A 17,800-nucleotide genomic window follows, 5' to 3' on the forward strand; every position below is an offset into this window, starting at 1 on the left:
GACGATAACGTTCTGCAGCTTGCTCATGCACGATCTCCGCTCAGTTCGCCGAGCACGGCGGCGATGGTTCGTTTGGCGAGGTCGATCTTGAAGGCGTTGCCGGACAGCGCCGCCGCACCGGCCATCTCGACCTCTGCGGCCATCAGAAACAGCTCCTGGCCTGGAGCTTGTCCGCGCAGCACCGCCTCGGCGCCGATTGCTCGCCACGGCTTGGCGGCGACACCGCCGAGTGCGATACGCACGTCGGCGATGCGGCCATCCACCAATTCGAGCCCCGCCGCCACCGACACCAACGCAAACGCGTAGCTCGAGCGGTCCCGAACTTTGCGGTAGGCGGAGTTCTGCGCCGCCGCGCCGGATGCGAGTTCGACGGCGGTGATCAGTTCGCCGGGCCGCAGCATGGTCTCGAGCTGCGGGTCGGTGCCGGGCAAGCGATGGAAGTCGACCAGCGCAACGCTGCGCGCGCCGCCAGGCCCGGTGAGATGCACGGTGGCATCGAGCGCAGCGAGCGCCACGCACATGTCCGAGGGATGCGTCGCGACGCAGTGATCCGAGGCGCCGAGAACAGCATGGCTGCGATTGAGGCCGTCGATCGCGTCGCAGCCAGCTCCCGGTTCGCGCTTGTTACATCGCGAACCGGACGCATCGTAGAAGTACGCGCAGCGCGTCCGCTGCAGAATGTTGCCGCCGACGGTGGCCATGTTGCGGATCTGTGCCGAAGCGCCGGCCAGCAAAGCACGCGCCAGCATCGGATAGCGCGCACGCACCACTGGATGCGCCGCGACGTCGCTGTTGCGGGCGGCCGCACCGATCAGCAGGCCGCCGTCATCCGTTTCATCGATCGTGGCGGAAAGCCCCGACACGTCGACCAGCGCGTGCGGCGCCTCGACGCTCTGCCGCATCAGATCGACCAGATTGGTGCCGCCGCCGAGATAACGGCCCTGGCTGGCGCCGGCCATCGCGACCGCGTCCCGGACGCTGACGGCGCGCTGATACTCGAACGACCTCATGCGGCTTCTCCGCGCACGAATTGCTCGATCGCGTCGACGATGCCGTTATGCGCGCCGCAGCGGCACAGATTGCCGCTCATCCGCTCGCGGATCTCGTGGCGGAGATCGCCGTCCGGGCCGGCCGACAGATCGGCGGTGACGTAGCTCGGCTCGCCGCGCGCAAGCTCGTCGGCCATGGCGATCGCCGAGCAGAGCTGCCCCGGCGTGCAATAGCCGCACTGAAAGCCGTCATGGTCGATGAAGGCCTGCTGCAACGGATGCAGCCCGTCCGCGGGCGCCAATCCTTCGATCGTCCGGATCTCGCAGCCGTCAGCCTGGACCGCCAATGTGAGGCAGGACAGCACCCGCCGGCCGTCGATCATCACCGTGCAGGCGCCGCAGGCTCCCTGGTTGCAGCCGAGCTTGGTGCCGGTCAGGCCGATCCGCTCTCGCAGCAGATCGAGCAGCGAGATCCGTGGGTCGTCCGGTGCAGGGAATCCCATTCCGTTGATCACGATCGACATGACGCCTCCGTATTGCGGCTTCGCCACGAAGCCTCGGGGACATCAAAATAATACGAAGATCGTACTGTTCAAGTTTCGTTATCTGCGATTTTTTCGCTTAGCCGGATCAGCTCGTTGCGCTCCTGCGGGTCGAGCGAGCGCAGCATCATCCGGCAGGCGTTGCGATAGCCTGCCGCGTGGGTCTCGATCACCTGCAGCCCCGCAGGCGTCGCCGTCAGCGCCACCGCGCGGCGATTGGCCTCGAGGCGCTGCCGCTCCACCAGCGTCTTCTTGACCAGCCGATCGACCGCCGACGACATGGTCGTCAGCGCGACGTTGAGAAAGCGTGCGACATCGCTGACGCCGCAGCCGGGATGATCGCCGATGAACACCAGGGTCTCGGCGTCAAGCACGTTCAGCGCATTGTCGGCAGCCGCGGCGGCTTCGGCGACCTTGAAACGACGGGTGAACCGCTCAAAGGCGCGGGTCAGCTGCTCGACCTGTTCGGCGGTGGGCTCGGTCATGCGCGGAGCAATCCATTTCGGCACGCTGCCGCAAGCAACCGGCGCGAAGCTTGAACGATCCAGGGTGCGGTCGGGCTAGCGATAGATAGCAGGATCAGGATGGTGGGGGAGGCAGGACTCGAACCTGCGAAGCCATGAGGCGGCTGATTTACAGTCAGCTCCCTTTGCCACTCGGGACACTCCCCCGCCCGTGCCGCCGGCCGAACGCCTGTGGCAGGCAAAACCGGAACCGGACAGCCGCAGCGAGCCCGCGGGCGGGCCTGCAACGCGGCGCGGTTATGGGCGATGCAGGGGGGCCAAGTCAACCAATCCCATGACAATTTCTCTACGCAACAAGCCTGATGGGGAAATTGCCTTGGCGGCGGGGCCATCTTACAAGCGGCCGATGAGTTCGAAAGACCGAAATCCCCGCTTTCAGCGCCGCGACGACCGCCCGCGCGGCGGCCCGCCCCGATTCGATCGCCGCGGCCCGCGCGAGCGCGAGCCCGACGGCATTGCGATCCTGTATGGCTGGCACACCGTCACGGCGGCGCTGGCGAACCCGAAACGCCGGATCCGCAAGCTGCTCTTGACCGAAAACGCCGCGCGAAAACTCGCCGACGAGGGCATCGTCACCAAGGCACCGACCGAGATCGTCCGGCCTGGTGACATCGACCATCGGCTTGGTCCGGACGCGGTGCATCAGGGCATGTTGGCGGAGGCCGATCCGCTGGATGGGCCGTCGATCGACGCCCTGCCCTCCGACGGCATCGTGCTGGTGCTGGACCAGATCACCGATCCGCACAATGTCGGCGCGATCCTGCGCTCGGCGGCGGCGTTCGCCGTCAAGGCGATCGTCACCACCGCGCGGCACAGCCCGGAGGCCACCGGGGTGCTGGCGAAGTCGGCTTCGGGCGCGCTGGAGCTGGTGCCGCTGGTGCTGGTGCAGAACCTCGCCCGCGCGCTGACCGAGCTCAACAAGCGCGGCTTCCTCACTGTCGGCCTCGACAGCGAAGGCAGCGCCGATCTCGCCGCCGTGGAGCTGCACGCGCCGCTGGCGCTGGTGCTCGGCGCCGAGGGCAAGGGTCTGCGCCAGCTGACGCGCGAGACCTGCAGCGTGGTGGCGCGGCTCGATATGCCGGGCGAGATCAAGAGCCTCAACGTCTCCAACGCCGCGGCGCTGGCGCTGTATATTGGCGCCAGCCGGCTCGGCCTGATGCGCTGAGCGAGCCCGACAGCAAACGCCCGCCCGCATCGCTGCGGACGGGCGCTCGTCGCTGTAATCAGGCGATCAGTAGTTTCGGCGCAGCACCGGCCCGCGCGGACCGTGATGGCGCGGCGCGCCGTAGTGGCCGCGATACGACGCCGCGCGATACATCCCGGCGCGATGGTGATGGCGGACGTGGTGACGGCCATAGCTGTAGACCACCGGCCCGCTCATCGGGGCGCCCGCATAGTGGTGCGTCATCGCGTCGGCATAGACACCGCCGGTGTAGGCCGAGCCGGTGCGCCACACCGACACCGGGCGATCGTCATAGGTCGCCACAGGCGCGAAATTGCCTGGGCCCGAATAGGTCGGTCCCTGGTTGACGTAGTAGTAGCGCGTCGGATCGGGCAGCCGCTCGAACGCCGTGACGCCGTAGCCGGCGCCGTAACCGTAATCATACGGCAGGTAAGCGGCCGAACCGCAGGCGCCGACCGCGCCGCACGGCGTACAGCCGCCCGTCAGCAGCCCGCCGCAGGCGGACGCCGGCGCGGCGCTGACGGCTACGACGGCCATCGCGGCCATCAATCCCGAAATCATCTGACGCATGTTTACTCTCCTGAGTGCACGTTTCTTGGTTGAGATCGACCCGAAGTCAGCCGCGCGGGCCGCGGAAATTGGGCTCTGGCCGTAGCCGTCCGCCACCTTCGTCAATCGGCGGCGCGACAATCACCTGTGGCGGATCCATCGGCACCTGGGCCGGCGCAGGCTGCGGCGGCCGCGACTCGACCTCCCAGGACTGATGGACACGCTCGGCCGGCTTCGGCAGCGCCCGGTTCGCCGGCGGTTCGATCTCCAGCCGACCGTAACCGGGCAGCCGGTTCGAACTCGGATAATACGGGCCGACCTGCGGCAGGCGGACCGGCCGGCTGCCGTAAAACGTCGGCTGCCGATGCACGCCGCGCTCCAGACCCCAATCGCCCTCGACCACCGTGTAGGACACGTCGCGGCCGTTGATGATGATCGGTACGCCCGGGCGGCCCGGAATCACCACGGCGAAGCCGCCGCTGTCGGCCAGCGCCGGCACAGGCGCCGCGGTCAGCGTCAAAAGCAGCATCGCCTGCGCGGCGCGCGGGATCAGAAGGTTCATCGCCATGGCCTCGAGCGTAGGTGAAAAGCTTGCCGGATGGGTTAAGGCGCAGCAGCGAAGCGCCGGTAAGCCTAACGCACAGCCCGGAATCCGGGTCCGATCGCTCGGCGTGACCAGCGAATCGTTAACGCGGATGGGCCGTAGTCCCTGGAGAAGGCGTGGTGCCGGCGGAGAGGATCGAACTCCCGACCTTCGGTTTACAAAACCGCTGCACTACCGCTGTGCTACGCCGGCAAGGCCTATTGCGCGGAAACAGCTAGCAGCGTGTGCCGCTGGCGACAAGACCAGGAGCGGCAAGTTCACGCCGGACCCGTCGTTCGCCTCGCAGCGCGGTCGCCATCAGCATCGGCGAAAGCCCACGCTTTTTAGGAACCGGTCGGCTATGATCGGCTTTTTCCATCATGAGCAACGACAAATTCGACGACCCGAGCCGCAAGGGCAACGAGCCCGCTCCGCTGTTGATGATCGCCGTCGCGGTGATCCCGCTGCTGGGCGTGGCGGCGTGGATGCTGCTGGGCTGAGCCGATCCTGAGCGACAGCACGCGGGCCATCCGCTCGCAGGCGCGTGGCGACTGGCCGCGGGGAGGATGGCGCCGGCGGTCGCCGGGCTTTCAGCTCAGGCTCCCGCAGTCCTGCAGTCGCGGCCCGGTCTAGTGCCGCGATGCCAGGGCGGCCGCGATGCGGCCCTGGACCACGACGCCGAGCCAGATCACCACCGTCGACAGCGCGGCGGCGGCGATGACGAGTAGATCGACGTTGGCCATCGGACGCTCCTCTGCGCGATGGCGCCGCCATTGTATATGCACCTGACGGGGCACCGTATGAGTTCGGGCGCACGAACGGCGGACGCGAAACCTGCCGATCCTCGCCCTAATGGCGGCGGGCTGCTTTGATGCCGGTCAATCGCGGGCTACAGCCAGCGCGCCAGCACCGCGACATTGACCGTGCAGGCCAGCAGCAGCGCCAGCGTCAGGCCGACCGGGACCCCTTGCAGCAGGGTTTTCGAGATCGTCGTCATGCCGGAACCATCGGGCGATTCTGGTTCCGGAGTCCCGACCGATATTTTTCCGGACGTTTAAGGCTTGTTAACCTTCGATTCCCGCAGCGCGCCGCGCCCCGGTCAAACAAAAAGGCCGGCGCGATGGCCGGCCTTCCGTGGCGGTGAATGTCGCGGTTTCAGTACTTCGCGACCGCCGGGCCGCCCCAGCCGAACCGATAGTTGATGCCGGCCTTGACGGTGTGGTCGTCGTTGCGGAACGAGGTGCCGGCCACGTCGGCCGGGCCGCCGGTGAAGTTGGTGTCGCCGAACTTGTAGTACTGATACTCGACCTTGGCGGACCAGCTCGGCGCGAACATGTATTCGAGGCCGGCGCCGATCGTGTAGCCGTCGTTGCGGTTGCCCGAAATGGTGTACGGCGACTGGATGCCGCCCGCCGTATTCACGCCGAGCGTCGAGTCGCGGAACGCGTAACCGCCCTTGGCGTAAACCAGCGCCGGACCCCAGGTGTAGCCGAGCCGGCCGGTGACCGAGCCGAGCCCGCGGGTGTTCTCGGTCGCGGTGCTGCCGCCCGGGAAGATCACGCCGGTGTTGTTCGACGCCATCCAGCTGTACTGCGCCTCGACGCCCATCACCCAGTTCGGTGCGAACTGATAGTCGAAGCCGCCCTGCACGCCGCCCATGAACCGACCGGCGTCGCTCTGAATGTTGTTACTTCCGGCGAACGCGCCGCCGACATTGCCGCCGATATAGAAGCCGGTCCAGTTGTAGACCACTTCCGGCGCCGTATAGGCCGGCGGCGCCTTGGTGTAGGTGCGCGGACCGAGATCGGCAGCGACAGCGGGTGCGGTGAGCGCGCAGATCGCGGCGGCGCTGAGCAAAATCTTCTTCATCGTGTCCCTCGTTCGATGTCGTCCGATGTGCTCAAAACATGATGGCGTCAGTTTGGTTGCCCGGCGGCGGCGCTGCAGCAAGCTTCAAGCCGGACTGTGACAGCGGCGCAACAGATTGGAACCGCCGTTGATTCCTATTAGTCGCGGCCAATGAGGATTTGGTCCGCGTTACCGCGACAATTTTTCCAGCTCGGGAAACGGCGCGTAAACCGCGCCGGCGCAGAGCTCGGCCGCGGTGCCGGCGACGCGGTCGAGCCGGCCGTTGACGTGCACGATCGCCAGTTCCTGCGGCCGGCCGCCCTGGATGAAGCGCACGCAGGAGACGAATCGCACCCGACCGGCGACCTGGCGCTGCACCGGCTCGGCCATGGCGGCGTCGCGCAGCCCGACCGGATTGTTGAGGTAGCTACGGAGAAACGCCGGGATCTCGCTGCGATAATTCGCCGGAAACGGCTGCACCGCGTCGCCGCCGTCCGGCGGTCCCGCGTCGTCGCTGGTGACGCAGCCGCAGAGCGCCGCGGCGGCGATCAACGCGAAGGCGAAGCGGGCAAGGACAGGCACGGGCGGCTCGTCGGATCGGACAATGACGCAGCAGCAATAGCTGCTTCGTCCGCTTTATCAAACCCGGCCCGCGGATGGCGGCTGACGCGGACTTGATCCGGACGGACTGCCCGCGCTGCCGAAGCCGGTTGCAAAGCGTCGGCGGGCTGGCGAAGCTGGGCGCGGCCGTTTGACCCATGCCGGCCTGAAACCACGGCGCGGGCGCGGACGTATCGACGGCAAGCCAGTTCGCGCCGGGCGCCATGCCGGCGTGGGCTGCAACGGACCGAGATCCAGCCGGTGCCGGGAATGAACGCCGGCATGCGGGGTTGTGGTGGTGAGCCATCGCGCGGCGATCGGCTCGATCAGTGGAGGACAAGGATGACCGGACGACTGCTTGCTGCTGCCCTGCTCTCGGCTGCGCTGATCGCGCCGCCGGCCGTGACGCCCGCGCTCGCGGCGCCGGATTCCAATCCATCGCCGCCGCCGTCGTCGGACGGCAATTCGAGCGGCTCGAAGAAGAAGGACAGGCGCTCGGAGCAGCGCTTCCAGGACGGCTACCGCGCCGCCTATGCCAGCATCTACGACCGCGCCGACTACGCCCGCGCGATCGATCAGCTCAAGGCGCTCGGCCACGACGACAACGCCTCGGTGGCGACGCTGATCGGCTATTCGTATCGCAAGCTCGGCGACTACAAGCTGGCGCAGGCCTGGTACGAGCGCGCGCTGACGGCCGATCCGAACCACACCAAGACCTGGCAGTATTACGGCCTGTGGCAGGTCGAGCAGGGCAATCGCGAGCGCGCGCAGGTTCATCTGGCGCGCATCGCCCAGCTCTGCGGCAACACCAGCTGCGAGGAATACACCTCGCTCGCCGCGGCGATCGGCGGCGCCGGCGCGTCGTACTGACAGCGTCCCTGACAGCGCCCGCGCGGCACGCGGCTATTTATCGCCACACGCGCGGCGGCCTCACCATCGGCCGCCGCGTCGCCGCTCGCAGTTCCATCGCTTGCCCCGGCGGCTCGACAAATCGCGCAAACCTCGTATAGACGACGGCGATGAAACCCGCGCGCTCGCGGCGTTTCGAGCCAGAGCCTGCGCCGAGCCCGCCCCGAGTTGCACCATGACCCCTGCCCCGCGGCACGACCGCATCGCCTTCGTCGCGAGCACGAGCGTTGAAGCTCAGACCGCGCTGGCGCAGCTGACGTCGCTGTACGGCAATATCGATCCGCACGAGGCCGACGTCGTCGTCGCGCTCGGCGGCGACGGCCTGATGCTGCAGACGCTGCATCAGCAGATGCGCAGCGGCAGGCCGATCTACGGCATGCACCGCGGCACGGTCGGCTTCCTCATGAACGAATACTCGACCCACGATCTGCATCGCCGCCTCGCCGCGGCGCGCGAGACCGTGATCCATCCGCTGTTGATGCGCGCCACCGACATCTACGGCGAAGTCCACATCCACCACGCCATCAACGAAGTCTCGCTGTTTCGCCAGAGCCATCAGGCGGCGCGGCTGCGCATCATCATCGACGAGCGCGAGCGCATGCACGAACTGGTCGCCGACGGCATCCTGGTCGCCACTCCCGCCGGCTCGACCGCCTACAATCTGTCGGCGCAGGGCCCGATCCTGCCGATCAACGCGCAGTTACTTGCGCTGACCCCGATCTCGGCGTTCCGGCCGCGGCGCTGGCGCGGCGCGCTCCTCCCCGACAACGCCTTCGTGGTGATCGAAGTGCTCGAAGTCGACAAGCGCCCGGTCGCCGCCGTCGCCGACCACGACGAAGCCCGCGACGTCCGCCGCGTCGAAGTAATCTCCGACAAGACCATCGCGATGCGCATGCTGTTCGACCCCGGGCACAGCCTCGAGGAGCGGATTTTGAGCGAACAGTTTGGGACGTGAATGCGTGCGGAAACGGTGAGGCAAACCGGAGGCAGCCACGACAGCCGGCGACGTGGTGCGTTGCGGCGGTACAGTGGCTACGATCCTTTTTTGTACGCCCTCACGATGGCGTCGGCGCACACGCCGACACCGCCGATCATTGGGCGCGTGTCGCACGCGCCACAGCCAATCGGACAATCCTGACATATGTCGCGCGACTGTTACGCAGCTTTAGATTAGATTTTCAATTGACCCTTGCGCATGGCGCGGGTGCCTTAATTCGCCGCATCGGTCAATCGGCCAGTGCAGCCGCAGCGCGATGGCCGGCCTCGGGCATGGCCGACTTCGACACAAGTCCACGACGCAGGCGATGGACGAGCGCGCATTGCGTCGCTAGGTTGCAGCGATGGGAACTCAAGCGTTTCGTCGATCGAGCAGTTCATCGCGCGTTGGCAAGGCCGTGAAGGCGGGCAGGAACGCGCGAACTACGTCTCGTTTCTCACGGAATTGATCGCACTGCTCGGTTTGCCGAGGCCGGACCCGGCCGACGCGACGCACGAGCACAACGACTACGTGTTCGAACGCGCGGTGAAGAAGGCCGCCGAGGACACGACGTCCTACGGCCGCATCGATCTCTACAAGAAGAACAGCTTCGTGCTCGAAGCCAAGCAGAGTCGCTGGCAGGGTCAGAAGAAAGAAGTCAGCAACCCGAGCGCAGCGGTCGGCACCGACACCGCCGGTGCGACCCGCGGCCGTCGCGGCGCCGATCGCGCCTGGGACGTGCTGATGCTCAACGCCAAGCGGCAGGCCGAAGAGTATGCCCGCGCCCTGCCCGCCTCGCACGGCTGGCCGCCCTTCATCCTGGTCTGCGACGTGGGCCACTGCATCGAGGTCTATGCCGACTTCACCGGCCAGGGCAAGAACTACACGCAGTTTCCCGATCGCCAAAGCTTCCGCATCTATCTTGAAGACCTGCGTGACGACGTCGTCCGTGAGCGGCTGCGCAAGATCTGGCTGGAGCCGCAGGCGCTCGACCCGGCGCAGCAATCCGCCCGGGTCACGCGCGACATCGCCAAGCGGCTCGCACAGGTGTCGGTCGCATTGGAGAAGCAGAACTACGCGGCCGACGACGTCGCGATGTTCCTGATGCGCTGCCTGTTCACGATGTTCGCCGAGGACGTCGGCCTCTTGCCGGACAAATCGTTCAAGCATCTGCTCGAAGACTGCGAGCGCAATCCCGAGGCCTTCGTCCACGACGTCGGCCAGCTCTGGGAAGCGATGGACACCGGGCAATGGGCGCACGCGCTCAAGACCAAGGTGAAGAAATTCAACGGCGAGTTCTTCAAGAGCCGCGCCGCGCTGCCGCTCGGCGGCGCCGAAATCGGCAAGCTGCGTGAAGCCGCCGAATACAACTGGAACGACGTCGATCCCTCGATCTTCGGCACGCTGCTGGAGCAGGCGCTCGATCCGACCGAACGCAAGAAGCTGGGCGCGCACTACACGCCCCGCGCTTATGTCGAGCGATTGGTGATCGCCACCATCATCGAGCCGCTGCGCGAAGACTGGCGCAACGTGCAGGCGACCGCCGAAACGCTGCGCGGCGCCGGCGATCTCGCTGCGGCCGCCGCCGCCGTGCAGGCGTTTCACGACAAACTGTGCGAGACCCGGGTGCTCGACCCGGCCTGCGGCACCGGCAACTTTCTTTACGTCTCGCTCGAACTGATGAAGCGGCTGGAAGGCGAAGTGCTCGAAGCCTTGCTCGACCTCGGCGGCCAGGAAGCGCTGCGCGGCTTAGGTTCGCACAGCGTCGATCCGCATCAGTTCCTCGGCCTCGAAATCAATCCGCGCGCCGCCGCGATCGCCGAGCTGGTGCTGTGGATCGGTTACTTGCAATGGCACTTCCGCACCAAGGGCGCCCCGCCCGACGAGCCGATCCTGCGCGCCTTCAAGAACATCAAGGTGAAGAACGCCGTGCTCGACTGGGGCGGCGCACCGCTGCCGAAGATTGTGGACGGCAAAGAGACCTACCCGAACCCGCGCCGGCCGGACTGGCCGGCGGCGGAGTTCATCGTGGGGAATCCGCCGTTCATCGGCGGCAAGGATATCCGCGCGCGCGTGCCCTACGCCGAGGCACTGTGGGCGGCGCATGCGCATATGAACGAGTCCGCCGACTTCGTGATGTATTGGTGGGACCGGGCGGCTGAACTGCTGACCCGCAAGGGCGCTGTGTTGCGCCGGTTCGGTTTCGTGACGACCAATTCGATCTCACAGGTGTTTCAACGCCGGGTGATGGAGAAGCACCTCAAGGCGAAGAAACCGATCTCGCTGATCATGGCGATCCCGGATCATCCGTGGACCAAGGCGACGCCGGATGCTGCGGCAGTGCGGATTGCGATGACTGTTGGTGTCGCGGGAACTCATGAAGGTGTCCTGCACGAAGTAACTCAAGAATCGAAACTCGATACAGACTCGCCTGAGATTTCACTGAAGCCGTTTGTGGGCATGATCAACTCGGATATTACCATAGGCTCCGATGTCACCTTGACCGCGTCCCTTGAGGCGAACGAAGGAATTTGTTCGCCCGGTGTCAAGCTGCACGGCGCGGGATTCTTAGTAACTCCAGTCGAGGCGGATCATCTCGGGCTGAGAAAGCGTTCGGGACTTGATGCAGTGATCAAGAGGTACAGGAACGGCCGCGACCTGATGGCGCGCGCGCGCGAATTGATGGCCATTGATCTCGATGGATATGATATCGACGAAGTCCGCAAACAATTCCCGGAAGTTTATCAACATCTGCTAACGCGAGTTAAACCGGAGCGAGACCGCAACAACGAAGAGTATCGCCGCGTAAACTGGTGGCTCTTCGGACGACGGAACACGCTAATGCGCGGATTCACATCTGAATTGCAGCGCTATATAGCAACCGTTGAGACTGCAAAGCATCGTGTTTTTCAGTTTCTTGACGCCTCGATCTTGCCTGACAACATGCTCGTTGCGATCGGCTCCGACGACGCAGCAGTTCTTGGCATCCTGTCTTCTCGCATCCACGTCGTCTGGGCGCTTCGTGCCGGCGGCTGGCTCGGTGTCGGCAACGATCCGCGCTACTCGAAGTCCCGCTGCTTCGATCCCTTCCCCTTCCCCGACGCCAATCCGATTCAGAAGCAGACCATTCGGGTGATCGCCGAGGAGCTCGACGCGCATCGCAAGCGCGTGCTGGCGGAGCATCCGCATCTGACGCTGACCGGGCTGTACAACGTGCTGGAGCGGATCAAAGCGGGAGCCGTGCCGCACGCACAGCCGTCATCCCCGGGCTTGTCCCGGGGATCCACGCCTTCGGGGCGCGCCCGCAAGAAAGGCGTGGATGGCCGGGACGAGCCCGGCCATGACGGAGAGATTGGTGTGCGTAGCCCAGGTGTTGAAGGCAATGTGCTGACGCCGGACGAGCAGCGCATCTTCGACGACGGGCTGGTGCTGATCCTCAAAGAACTGCATGACCGGCTCGATGTCGCGGTGGCGGAGGCTTATGGCTGGCCGGCGGATTTGTCCGACGACGAGATTCTGGCGCGGCTTGTCGCCTTGAACAAGGAGCGCGCCGCCGAGGAGAAGCGCGGGCTGGTGCGCTGGTTGCGACCGGACTATCAGATTCCGCGGTTCGCCAAGGGCGTCGATCAGCAGGCCGCCAAGGAAGAAGGCGCGCAGATCGCAGCTTCGCTCGATCTCGGCGAGACCAAGCAGAAGCAGTCGTTCCCGGCCGGCGCGGTGGAGCAGACCGCCGCGGTGTTTGCGGCGCTCGCTGCGGCCGCCGGCCCGCTCGATGCCAAGGCACTGGCGGCGCAGTTCAAGCGGACCAAGACCACCGAGAAGAAGATCGCCGAAGTGCTGGCCTCGCTGGCGCGGCTCGGCTACGTCGCCTCGGCCGACGGCGTGACCTTCGCACTGCGGCGCGTCGCTTAGCGCGGTTCAGCGGGCGATGCGACTTCTGCCGGCAAAGGCGAGAAGGCGGCGGCGCAGGGCCTCGCCTCTAGATTCCGGGTTCGGCCGCAGCTGCGCTGCGTCCGCCCCGGAATGACGGGCTTGGGGCGGGCGGGCGGGCCGTGACGTAGGCAGCGTGGTTGCAGCAGCTCGATGCGGCAGCGCGTTGTGCGGCGTCGTCGGTCCACCGCGCGCCGCTCCTCCTCTTCGCTGGCCGTGTGGAGAAGCGACGTAGCACCGCCTCTCCACGAGTCTTCCGGGGCGCGAGCGCAGTTCGTGAACCCGGAATCTCGATGCCCGGACGACGGCCTGTAGTGCTCGACCATGTCGGGATTCCGGGTTCGCTCGCTGCGCGAGCGCCCCGGAATGACGGTGGTGGGGCTCCGGGTTGTTGGGTTGCGGGCCTGTGGCTTGGCGCCGGGAGCCTGGGGGGTGAGCGGTCTCGGCGAGTTCTCGGCGAGGCCTTGGCGAAGCGTTGCCAGGCCTTGGTAGCGCTAAGCAGGGCCGGTGCTGTCGTCCTCACTGCGCAAACATCTCCCCACTTCCTTAAACCTGCCGCAACCATCGATGGTCTGGGTTTTCAATTTCACTGACTAACTCATACATTTTCGCCATGCGGGGTGGTGGGGGCTCCATGGCGGATCGCTTTATTGCTCGGTGGCAGCACCGCGAGGGGGGCCAGGAGCGGGCGAACTACAGCCTGTTTCTCACCGAGCTGTGCGACGTGATCGGGGTCGAGCGGCCGCAGCCGGCCGGCGCGACGCACGAGCACAACGACTACGTGTTCGAGCGCGTGGTGAAGATGGGCGGCGTGTCGCTGGGGCGGATCGATCTGTACAAGCGGCACAGCTTCGTGCTCGAGGCCAAGCAGAGCCGCTGGCCGGCGGAGCGGCGGCTGTTCGGGCCGCGAAGTGCCGCCGCAGTGCGTGACGAGGCGCGCCGCGGCCGCGGCGCCGCGCGCGCGTGGGAGGGGCTGATGCTGAGCGCCAAGCGACAGGCGCAGGACTACGCGCGCGCACTGCCTGCCTCGCACGGCTGGCCGCCGTTTCTGCTGGTGTGCGACGTCGGCCATTGCATCGAGGTCTATGCCGACGTCTCGGGGCGCGGCGACGACTACGTGCACTATCCGGATCGCCGCAGCTTCCGCATCTATCTCGACGATCTGCGCCGCGACGCGGTCCGCGATCAGCTGCGCCGGATCTGGAACGATCCGGGATCGCTGGCCCCGGCGCGGGACGCCGCACCCGGCCGCGGCATCGCCGAGCGGCTGGCGGCCTTGGCGCCGCCGGGGCCGTCGATGCGGCCGACGGCGAGGCCGGCGTTGCCGGACCACCCGTGAGCGGCAGCGCGCTACTCGTGATAGAACGGCCCGTGCGGCGCGGTCAGCGAATGGTCCCAATGGCTGGCGTGATGGCTGGTGGTGTGGCACTTGGCGCAGCGGTAGTCGCGCACCTGATAGCCCTGCACCAGCGGGCGGTTGCCGATCAGCTCGAGCGGCTCGTTGCAGGTCGGGCAGATCGGGGTCGTGGTCATGCGCGCCTTCCGAATCGGTAATATTACGAGGTTAGTCGGCAGCGCCGCCGGCGTCGCTGTAGCGCGATACGTCGCGTAAAATATTCACCCGCAGAATATTCGCCCGGTGGCAGCCGCCCCGCCCGTCCGGCGCAGCGACGACCAGTTGGAAGCCCGCCGATGTACAAAACTGATCAATCAGTGCGCCGCCTGACGAGCGCATGACACCGCCGGCAGAGATATGCAACTGTGTAGATATTCTGATTTCCAGACGTTTCCCCAAGTTTGAACTTGATTTGCGCGGCAGGATAAGCGAGCGATGCGCTCGCCGCTGATGCTCGATCACGACGCGAACAGCGCTGCTGCAATGTACAATAATGAACAACACACTCTCGATCACTGAGATCCTGCAGATCGCCATGAACGACCGTCAGAGCGAAGCGGTCGGGGAATTTTCCCGAGTCTTCGAATGTGGTCTTCAGCAAGCCAAGACCGTGATCGACGAATTGCTGGCCCTGCTCGATGCGCATCGCCGGACCGCCCTGCGCGACGCGATGGAGGCCGAAAGCCACGGCGACTACGTGGTCTTCACGCGCAATTCGCACCACGATCAATGGCATAGTCACGCATTGTTCGATCGCAATGCCGCGATGCAAGCGGCCGCGCGACTGATCGACCAATTCGACGAAGCCTTGGTCGTCAAGGTGATCGCAAAGTCGGCCACGATCCGCACCCTGCGCTCGCTCTGAATGACATATCAGTCCGCAAGGTGATCCGTTTCACCGCCCCTCCGCGAGTCATCCCGGGGCGCGCGCCAACGGGTCCAGCCTTCGGCTGGCCCGATGACAGGCTCCGCGCGTGAACCCGGAATCTCGGCCGCGGAGTTGAGGCTGGTGGTGCTCGACATGTCGGGATTCGGGGTTCGCTCGCTGGCGCGAGCGCCCCGGAATGACGTGATTGGGGTTGGGGGGCGCGTCCCGCGGGGCGCCGTACAGCGGCGCGACGCGCCGCCGCCCCTTGCCTCTGCGTTGCTAGGCCAAGTCAAATGTCAGCGTGCCGAGCTTTTCGATCTTGCTGGTGATGCGGTCGCCGCTCTTCAGCCAGACTTGCTTGTCCTTCGACATGCCGATGATCACGCCGGAGGGGGTGCCGGTGAAGATCAGGTCGCCGGGTTCGAGCGCGAACAACTTTGATGTGTAGGAGATCACCTTTTGCGGGTTGAAGATAAACTTCGACGTGTTCGACTTCTGCCGCGGCTCCTTCTCGTCGTTGACGTAGGTCTCGATGCTGAGATTGTTCGGATCGACCTGGTCGGCCGTGACGAAATACGGCCCGATCGGCGCAAAACCGTCGAGCGTCTTGCCGACCATCCACTGTCCGCCCTTTTCCAGTTGCAGGTCGCGTGACGAAAAATCGTGGCCGACCGCGTAGCCCGCCACGTAGCTCAGCGCGTCGGCTTCCGAGACGTTGCGAGCGGTCTTGCCGATCACGATCACCAGCTCGGTCTCGTAGTCGAACTTGGTCGAGATTTCGGCCGGCGGCAGCTTGATGGTGGTTTTGTGCGGCGCCAGCGTGTTGTTGTATTTGTTGAACAGGATCGGCTCCTTCGGCAGCTTCTCGCCGGCCTCCTCGGCGTGCTCCTTGTAGTTGAGGCCGACACAGACGATCTTGCCGGGATCGGTGAACAGCCGGCCGAACTTGATCGAGGCTTCGTCCTTGACGAAGTCCGGCTTGTCTTTGGCGGCGGCGATCAGCCGCTCCAGCGCCGGCGTGCCGCCGACGGCCAGCAGGCTTTCCAGCGATTGCGGCACGTCGAGGTTGAGCGCCTTGCCAGCGGCGGCGACGTCGAGCACGCCGTTCGGCAGCTTGACGCCGAGCGTTTCGCTGCCGTCTTCCTGCAGCATCGCCAGCAGCGTCATGCCGCGCGGCATCTGCGGCGCGGCGGCGGTCGCGGGCGCGGCGGCCTGGGCCGGCGCCAGTTCGCCGAGTGCGGCGCCGCCGATGCCGGCCGCCACGGCGGTCCTGATAAAGTCGCGTCTGGTCGTCATGCGTCCCTCCCGTATGATTGTGCTTTGCCGTTCACGCCCCTCGCCGTGAACATGGCCGAGCTTAGCGGGGCCGCGCCGAACGACCAGCGTCGCCACGCAGCCCGTTTGCATCGGAGCCATGCGGCCTGCGCCGCAGCGAGCGCGATGCAGCATGGCCACCGTTCGATCGCTCAACCCTTCCTTAACGCCACATGGGTTAGCGTTAACGACACGTAACGTGCGCCCGGCAACGCTCACAGTGTCCTGATGTTTCGCATCGACTTCAACAAACTGCGCTTCCTGGTGTGCGACGACAATCCGCACATGCGCCGTATCCTGCGCACGCTGCTGCATTCGTTCGGCGCGCGCGAGGTGTACGAGGCCGAGGACGGCGCCACCGCGCTGGAGATGTCGAGCCACGCCGCGCCGGACATCATCATTACCGATTGGGAAATGCCGATCTTCGACGGGCTCGAACTGGCGCAGATGATCCGCCAGCCGGACAGCAAGGCCAATCCGTTCGTGCCGATCATCATGCTGACCGCGCATTCGGAAAAGCGCCGGGTGACGCTGGCGCGCGACGCCGGCATCACCGAATTTCTCGCCAAGCCGATCTCGTCAAAAGCGCTGTATCAGCGCGTCCTCAACGTCGTCGCCAGCCCGCGGCCGTTCATCAAGACGCGCAATTACTTCGGGCCGGACCGCCGCCGCAACACCTCGAGCGGCTACATCGGGCCGGAGCGGCGCGGCAGCGGCGAGGCCGACATCATCCAGCAGCCGTCGCTGCTCGACAAAGCCAAGGTGGCGAGCTGACGATGACACCACGCCCCGGCGATCTCCAGATCGCGACCTTTTCGGATCACCAGGTGATCACCCAGGCCAACCCGCTGCGCAAGGTGATGCGCCGCGTCGGCGGCGGGCCGGCCGACGATCCGATCGCGCGCGCCGAGCGGGCGCTGGCCGACCTGTCGGGCGAATTCGCCGCCTGGATGAACGTCGAAGCCGACCGCCTCGCCGAAGCGCTCACGGCGCTGCGCCGCGACGGCGTCAACGAGGACACCCAGGGCGAATTGTTCCGCGCCGCGCACGACATCAAAGGCGACGCCGCGACGTTCGGCTATCCAGCGGCGGCGGCCGCCGCCGAGAGCCTGTGCCGGGTCATCGAACACGCGCCCGACCTCGCGCGCGTGCCGGACGAGATGCTCGCCAACCACGTCAACGCCGTGCAGGCGATCGTGCGCGAAGGCGCGCAGCCCGGCAAGGACGAGCTGCAGCGCGCGCTGATCAGCAAACTGCGCAACGTCGCCGACGAGTATCTGGCCGCCGTCAACCGCGACCGCCCCGACCACCTCGAAGCGATCCTGGCGCCGAGCATCGTGCCGGGCGAGTAGTTCGTCGCGGTTGCGGGCGTCTCGTAAGCCCCAAGCACGTCGGCTTCGCCCACCCCACGCACGTCGCCTCGCCCGCCCCAAGCACGTCGTCCCGCCCGCCCAAGCACGTCATTCCGGGGCGCGCGCCCTTCGCGCGCGAACCCGGAATCTCAGGCGCGCAGTCAGGACCAGGGGCGCCCCCCCGGGAGGGGGTGACCGGTTTGGCCGCCCCGCGGGCAGCCATAGGCCGGCCCCGAC

Annotated in this window: 19 protein-coding genes and 2 tRNA genes; 8 read left to right on the top strand and 13 right to left on the bottom strand. The window is 66.3% G+C overall.

All coding sequences use genetic code 11. From position 1 onward, the window contains the following. Window positions 1-23: 23 nt before the first annotated feature. The 4 genes from D4Q52_RS19435 to D4Q52_RS19450 all read right to left on the bottom strand — a co-directional run bounded on the left by D4Q52_RS19435 (window position 24) and on the right by D4Q52_RS19450 (window position 2,202). Complete coding sequence (locus D4Q52_RS19435; RefSeq protein ID WP_119858225.1) at window positions 24-1,010, bottom strand: FAD binding domain-containing protein; 987 nt, start codon at window positions 1,008-1,010, stop codon at window positions 24-26. Next, window positions 1,007-1,513 carry a (2Fe-2S)-binding protein gene (locus tag D4Q52_RS19440; RefSeq protein ID WP_119858251.1) on the bottom strand — a complete coding sequence of 169 codons (507 nt, stop codon included), beginning with the start codon at window positions 1,511-1,513 and terminating at the stop codon, window positions 1,007-1,009. Before D4Q52_RS19440 ends, D4Q52_RS19435 begins: the two co-directional genes overlap by 4 nt. A 68-nt stretch (window positions 1,514-1,581) precedes the next feature. After that, window positions 1,582-2,016, bottom strand: a complete 435-nt coding sequence (locus D4Q52_RS19445) for a MarR family winged helix-turn-helix transcriptional regulator (RefSeq protein WP_119858226.1) — start codon at window positions 2,014-2,016, stop codon at window positions 1,582-1,584. 100 nt (window positions 2,017-2,116) lie between these two features. Further along, window positions 2,117-2,202, bottom strand: a tRNA-Tyr gene (locus tag D4Q52_RS19450). Between the two features lie 199 nt (window positions 2,203-2,401). Between D4Q52_RS19450 and rlmB the strand changes: the two genes are divergently transcribed. Then, window positions 2,402-3,220: a 23S rRNA (guanosine(2251)-2'-O)-methyltransferase RlmB gene (gene rlmB / locus D4Q52_RS19455; protein ID WP_119858227.1), complete on the top strand. Its 819-nt coding sequence runs from the start codon at window positions 2,402-2,404 to the stop codon at window positions 3,218-3,220. Window positions 3,221-3,286: 66 nt separating this feature from the next. On the opposite strand, the gene D4Q52_RS19460 is transcribed toward rlmB, so the two are convergent. The 6 genes from D4Q52_RS19460 to D4Q52_RS19485 form a co-directional block, all read right to left on the bottom strand. After that, complete coding sequence (locus tag D4Q52_RS19460; RefSeq protein ID WP_119858228.1) at window positions 3,287-3,808, bottom strand: hypothetical protein; 522 nt, start codon at window positions 3,806-3,808, stop codon at window positions 3,287-3,289. A 46-nt stretch (window positions 3,809-3,854) separates the two neighbouring features. Next, window positions 3,855-4,349 (bottom strand): hypothetical protein, encoded by a 495-nt coding sequence (locus D4Q52_RS19465; RefSeq protein ID WP_425328500.1) that lies wholly within the window; start codon window positions 4,347-4,349, stop codon window positions 3,855-3,857. A gap of 159 nt (window positions 4,350-4,508) precedes the next feature. After that, window positions 4,509-4,583 (bottom strand) — tRNA-Thr (locus D4Q52_RS19470). 416 nt (window positions 4,584-4,999) lie between these two features. Further along, complete coding sequence (locus D4Q52_RS19475; protein ID WP_119858230.1) at window positions 5,000-5,113, bottom strand: sodium:solute symporter; 114 nt, start codon at window positions 5,111-5,113, stop codon at window positions 5,000-5,002. Between the two features lie 412 nt (window positions 5,114-5,525). Next, window positions 5,526-6,239 (bottom strand): outer membrane protein, encoded by a 714-nt coding sequence (locus D4Q52_RS19480; RefSeq protein WP_119858231.1) that lies wholly within the window; start codon window positions 6,237-6,239, stop codon window positions 5,526-5,528. A 168-nt stretch (window positions 6,240-6,407) separates the two neighbouring features. After that, entirely contained in the window at window positions 6,408-6,800 is a 393-nt protein-coding gene (locus D4Q52_RS19485) for a hypothetical protein (protein ID WP_119858232.1), read from the bottom strand. A 360-nt stretch (window positions 6,801-7,160) separates the two neighbouring features. Here D4Q52_RS19485 and D4Q52_RS19490 point away from each other — a divergent pair, with 360 nt between their 5' ends. The 4 genes from D4Q52_RS19490 to D4Q52_RS19505 all read left to right on the top strand — a co-directional run bounded on the left by D4Q52_RS19490 (window position 7,161) and on the right by D4Q52_RS19505 (window position 13,972). Then, window positions 7,161-7,688, top strand: a complete 528-nt coding sequence (locus D4Q52_RS19490; protein WP_119858233.1) for a tetratricopeptide repeat protein — start codon at window positions 7,161-7,163, stop codon at window positions 7,686-7,688. Window positions 7,689-7,902: 214 nt separating this feature from the next. Next, a complete protein-coding gene (locus tag D4Q52_RS19495; protein ID WP_119858234.1) occupies window positions 7,903-8,682 on the top strand; it encodes an NAD kinase in 780 nt (259 codons plus the stop codon). Window positions 8,683-9,045: 363 nt separating this feature from the next. Beyond that, window positions 9,046-12,615, top strand: coding sequence for a class I SAM-dependent DNA methyltransferase (locus tag D4Q52_RS19500; protein ID WP_119858252.1), 3,570 nt, complete (start codon window positions 9,046-9,048; stop codon window positions 12,613-12,615). 652 nt (window positions 12,616-13,267) lie between these two features. Further along, window positions 13,268-13,972 (top strand): type IIL restriction-modification enzyme MmeI, encoded by a 705-nt coding sequence (locus tag D4Q52_RS19505; protein WP_119858235.1) that lies wholly within the window; start codon window positions 13,268-13,270, stop codon window positions 13,970-13,972. Window positions 13,973-13,983: 11 nt separating this feature from the next. Here D4Q52_RS19505 and D4Q52_RS19510 read toward each other — a convergent pair whose 3' ends face one another. Then, window positions 13,984-14,166, bottom strand: a complete 183-nt coding sequence (locus D4Q52_RS19510) for a hypothetical protein (RefSeq protein WP_119858236.1) — start codon at window positions 14,164-14,166, stop codon at window positions 13,984-13,986. A gap of 31 nt (window positions 14,167-14,197) precedes the next feature. Then, on the bottom strand, window positions 14,198-14,530 hold the full coding sequence (locus D4Q52_RS26275; protein ID WP_147407824.1) for a hypothetical protein: 333 nt from the start codon (window positions 14,528-14,530) through the stop codon (window positions 14,198-14,200). Between D4Q52_RS26275 and D4Q52_RS19515 the strand changes: the two genes are divergently transcribed. Continuing rightward, entirely contained in the window at window positions 14,523-14,894 is a 372-nt protein-coding gene (locus D4Q52_RS19515; RefSeq protein ID WP_119858237.1) for a hypothetical protein, read from the top strand. The genes D4Q52_RS26275 and D4Q52_RS19515 overlap by 8 nt on opposite strands. A gap of 282 nt (window positions 14,895-15,176) precedes the next feature. Here D4Q52_RS19515 and D4Q52_RS19520 read toward each other — a convergent pair whose 3' ends face one another. Then, window positions 15,177-16,193, bottom strand: coding sequence for a fumarylacetoacetate hydrolase family protein (locus tag D4Q52_RS19520; protein ID WP_119858238.1), 1,017 nt, complete (start codon window positions 16,191-16,193; stop codon window positions 15,177-15,179). Between the two features lie 246 nt (window positions 16,194-16,439). Between D4Q52_RS19520 and D4Q52_RS19525 the strand changes: the two genes are divergently transcribed. Together D4Q52_RS19525 and D4Q52_RS19530 are read left to right on the top strand one after the other, a co-directional pair. Beyond that, the gene (locus D4Q52_RS19525; protein ID WP_119858239.1) at window positions 16,440-16,985 is read left to right on the top strand and encodes a response regulator; all 546 of its coding nucleotides are present in this window, start codon (window positions 16,440-16,442) and stop codon (window positions 16,983-16,985) included. A gap of 2 nt (window positions 16,986-16,987) precedes the next feature. Further along, window positions 16,988-17,563, top strand: a complete 576-nt coding sequence (locus tag D4Q52_RS19530; protein ID WP_119858240.1) for an Hpt domain-containing protein — start codon at window positions 16,988-16,990, stop codon at window positions 17,561-17,563. Window positions 17,564-17,800: the final 237 nt, after the last annotated feature.

The organism is Rhodopseudomonas palustris (assembly GCF_003591005.1).
GTDB classification, from domain to species: Bacteria; Pseudomonadota; Alphaproteobacteria; order Rhizobiales; family Xanthobacteraceae; genus Rhodopseudomonas; species Rhodopseudomonas palustris_K.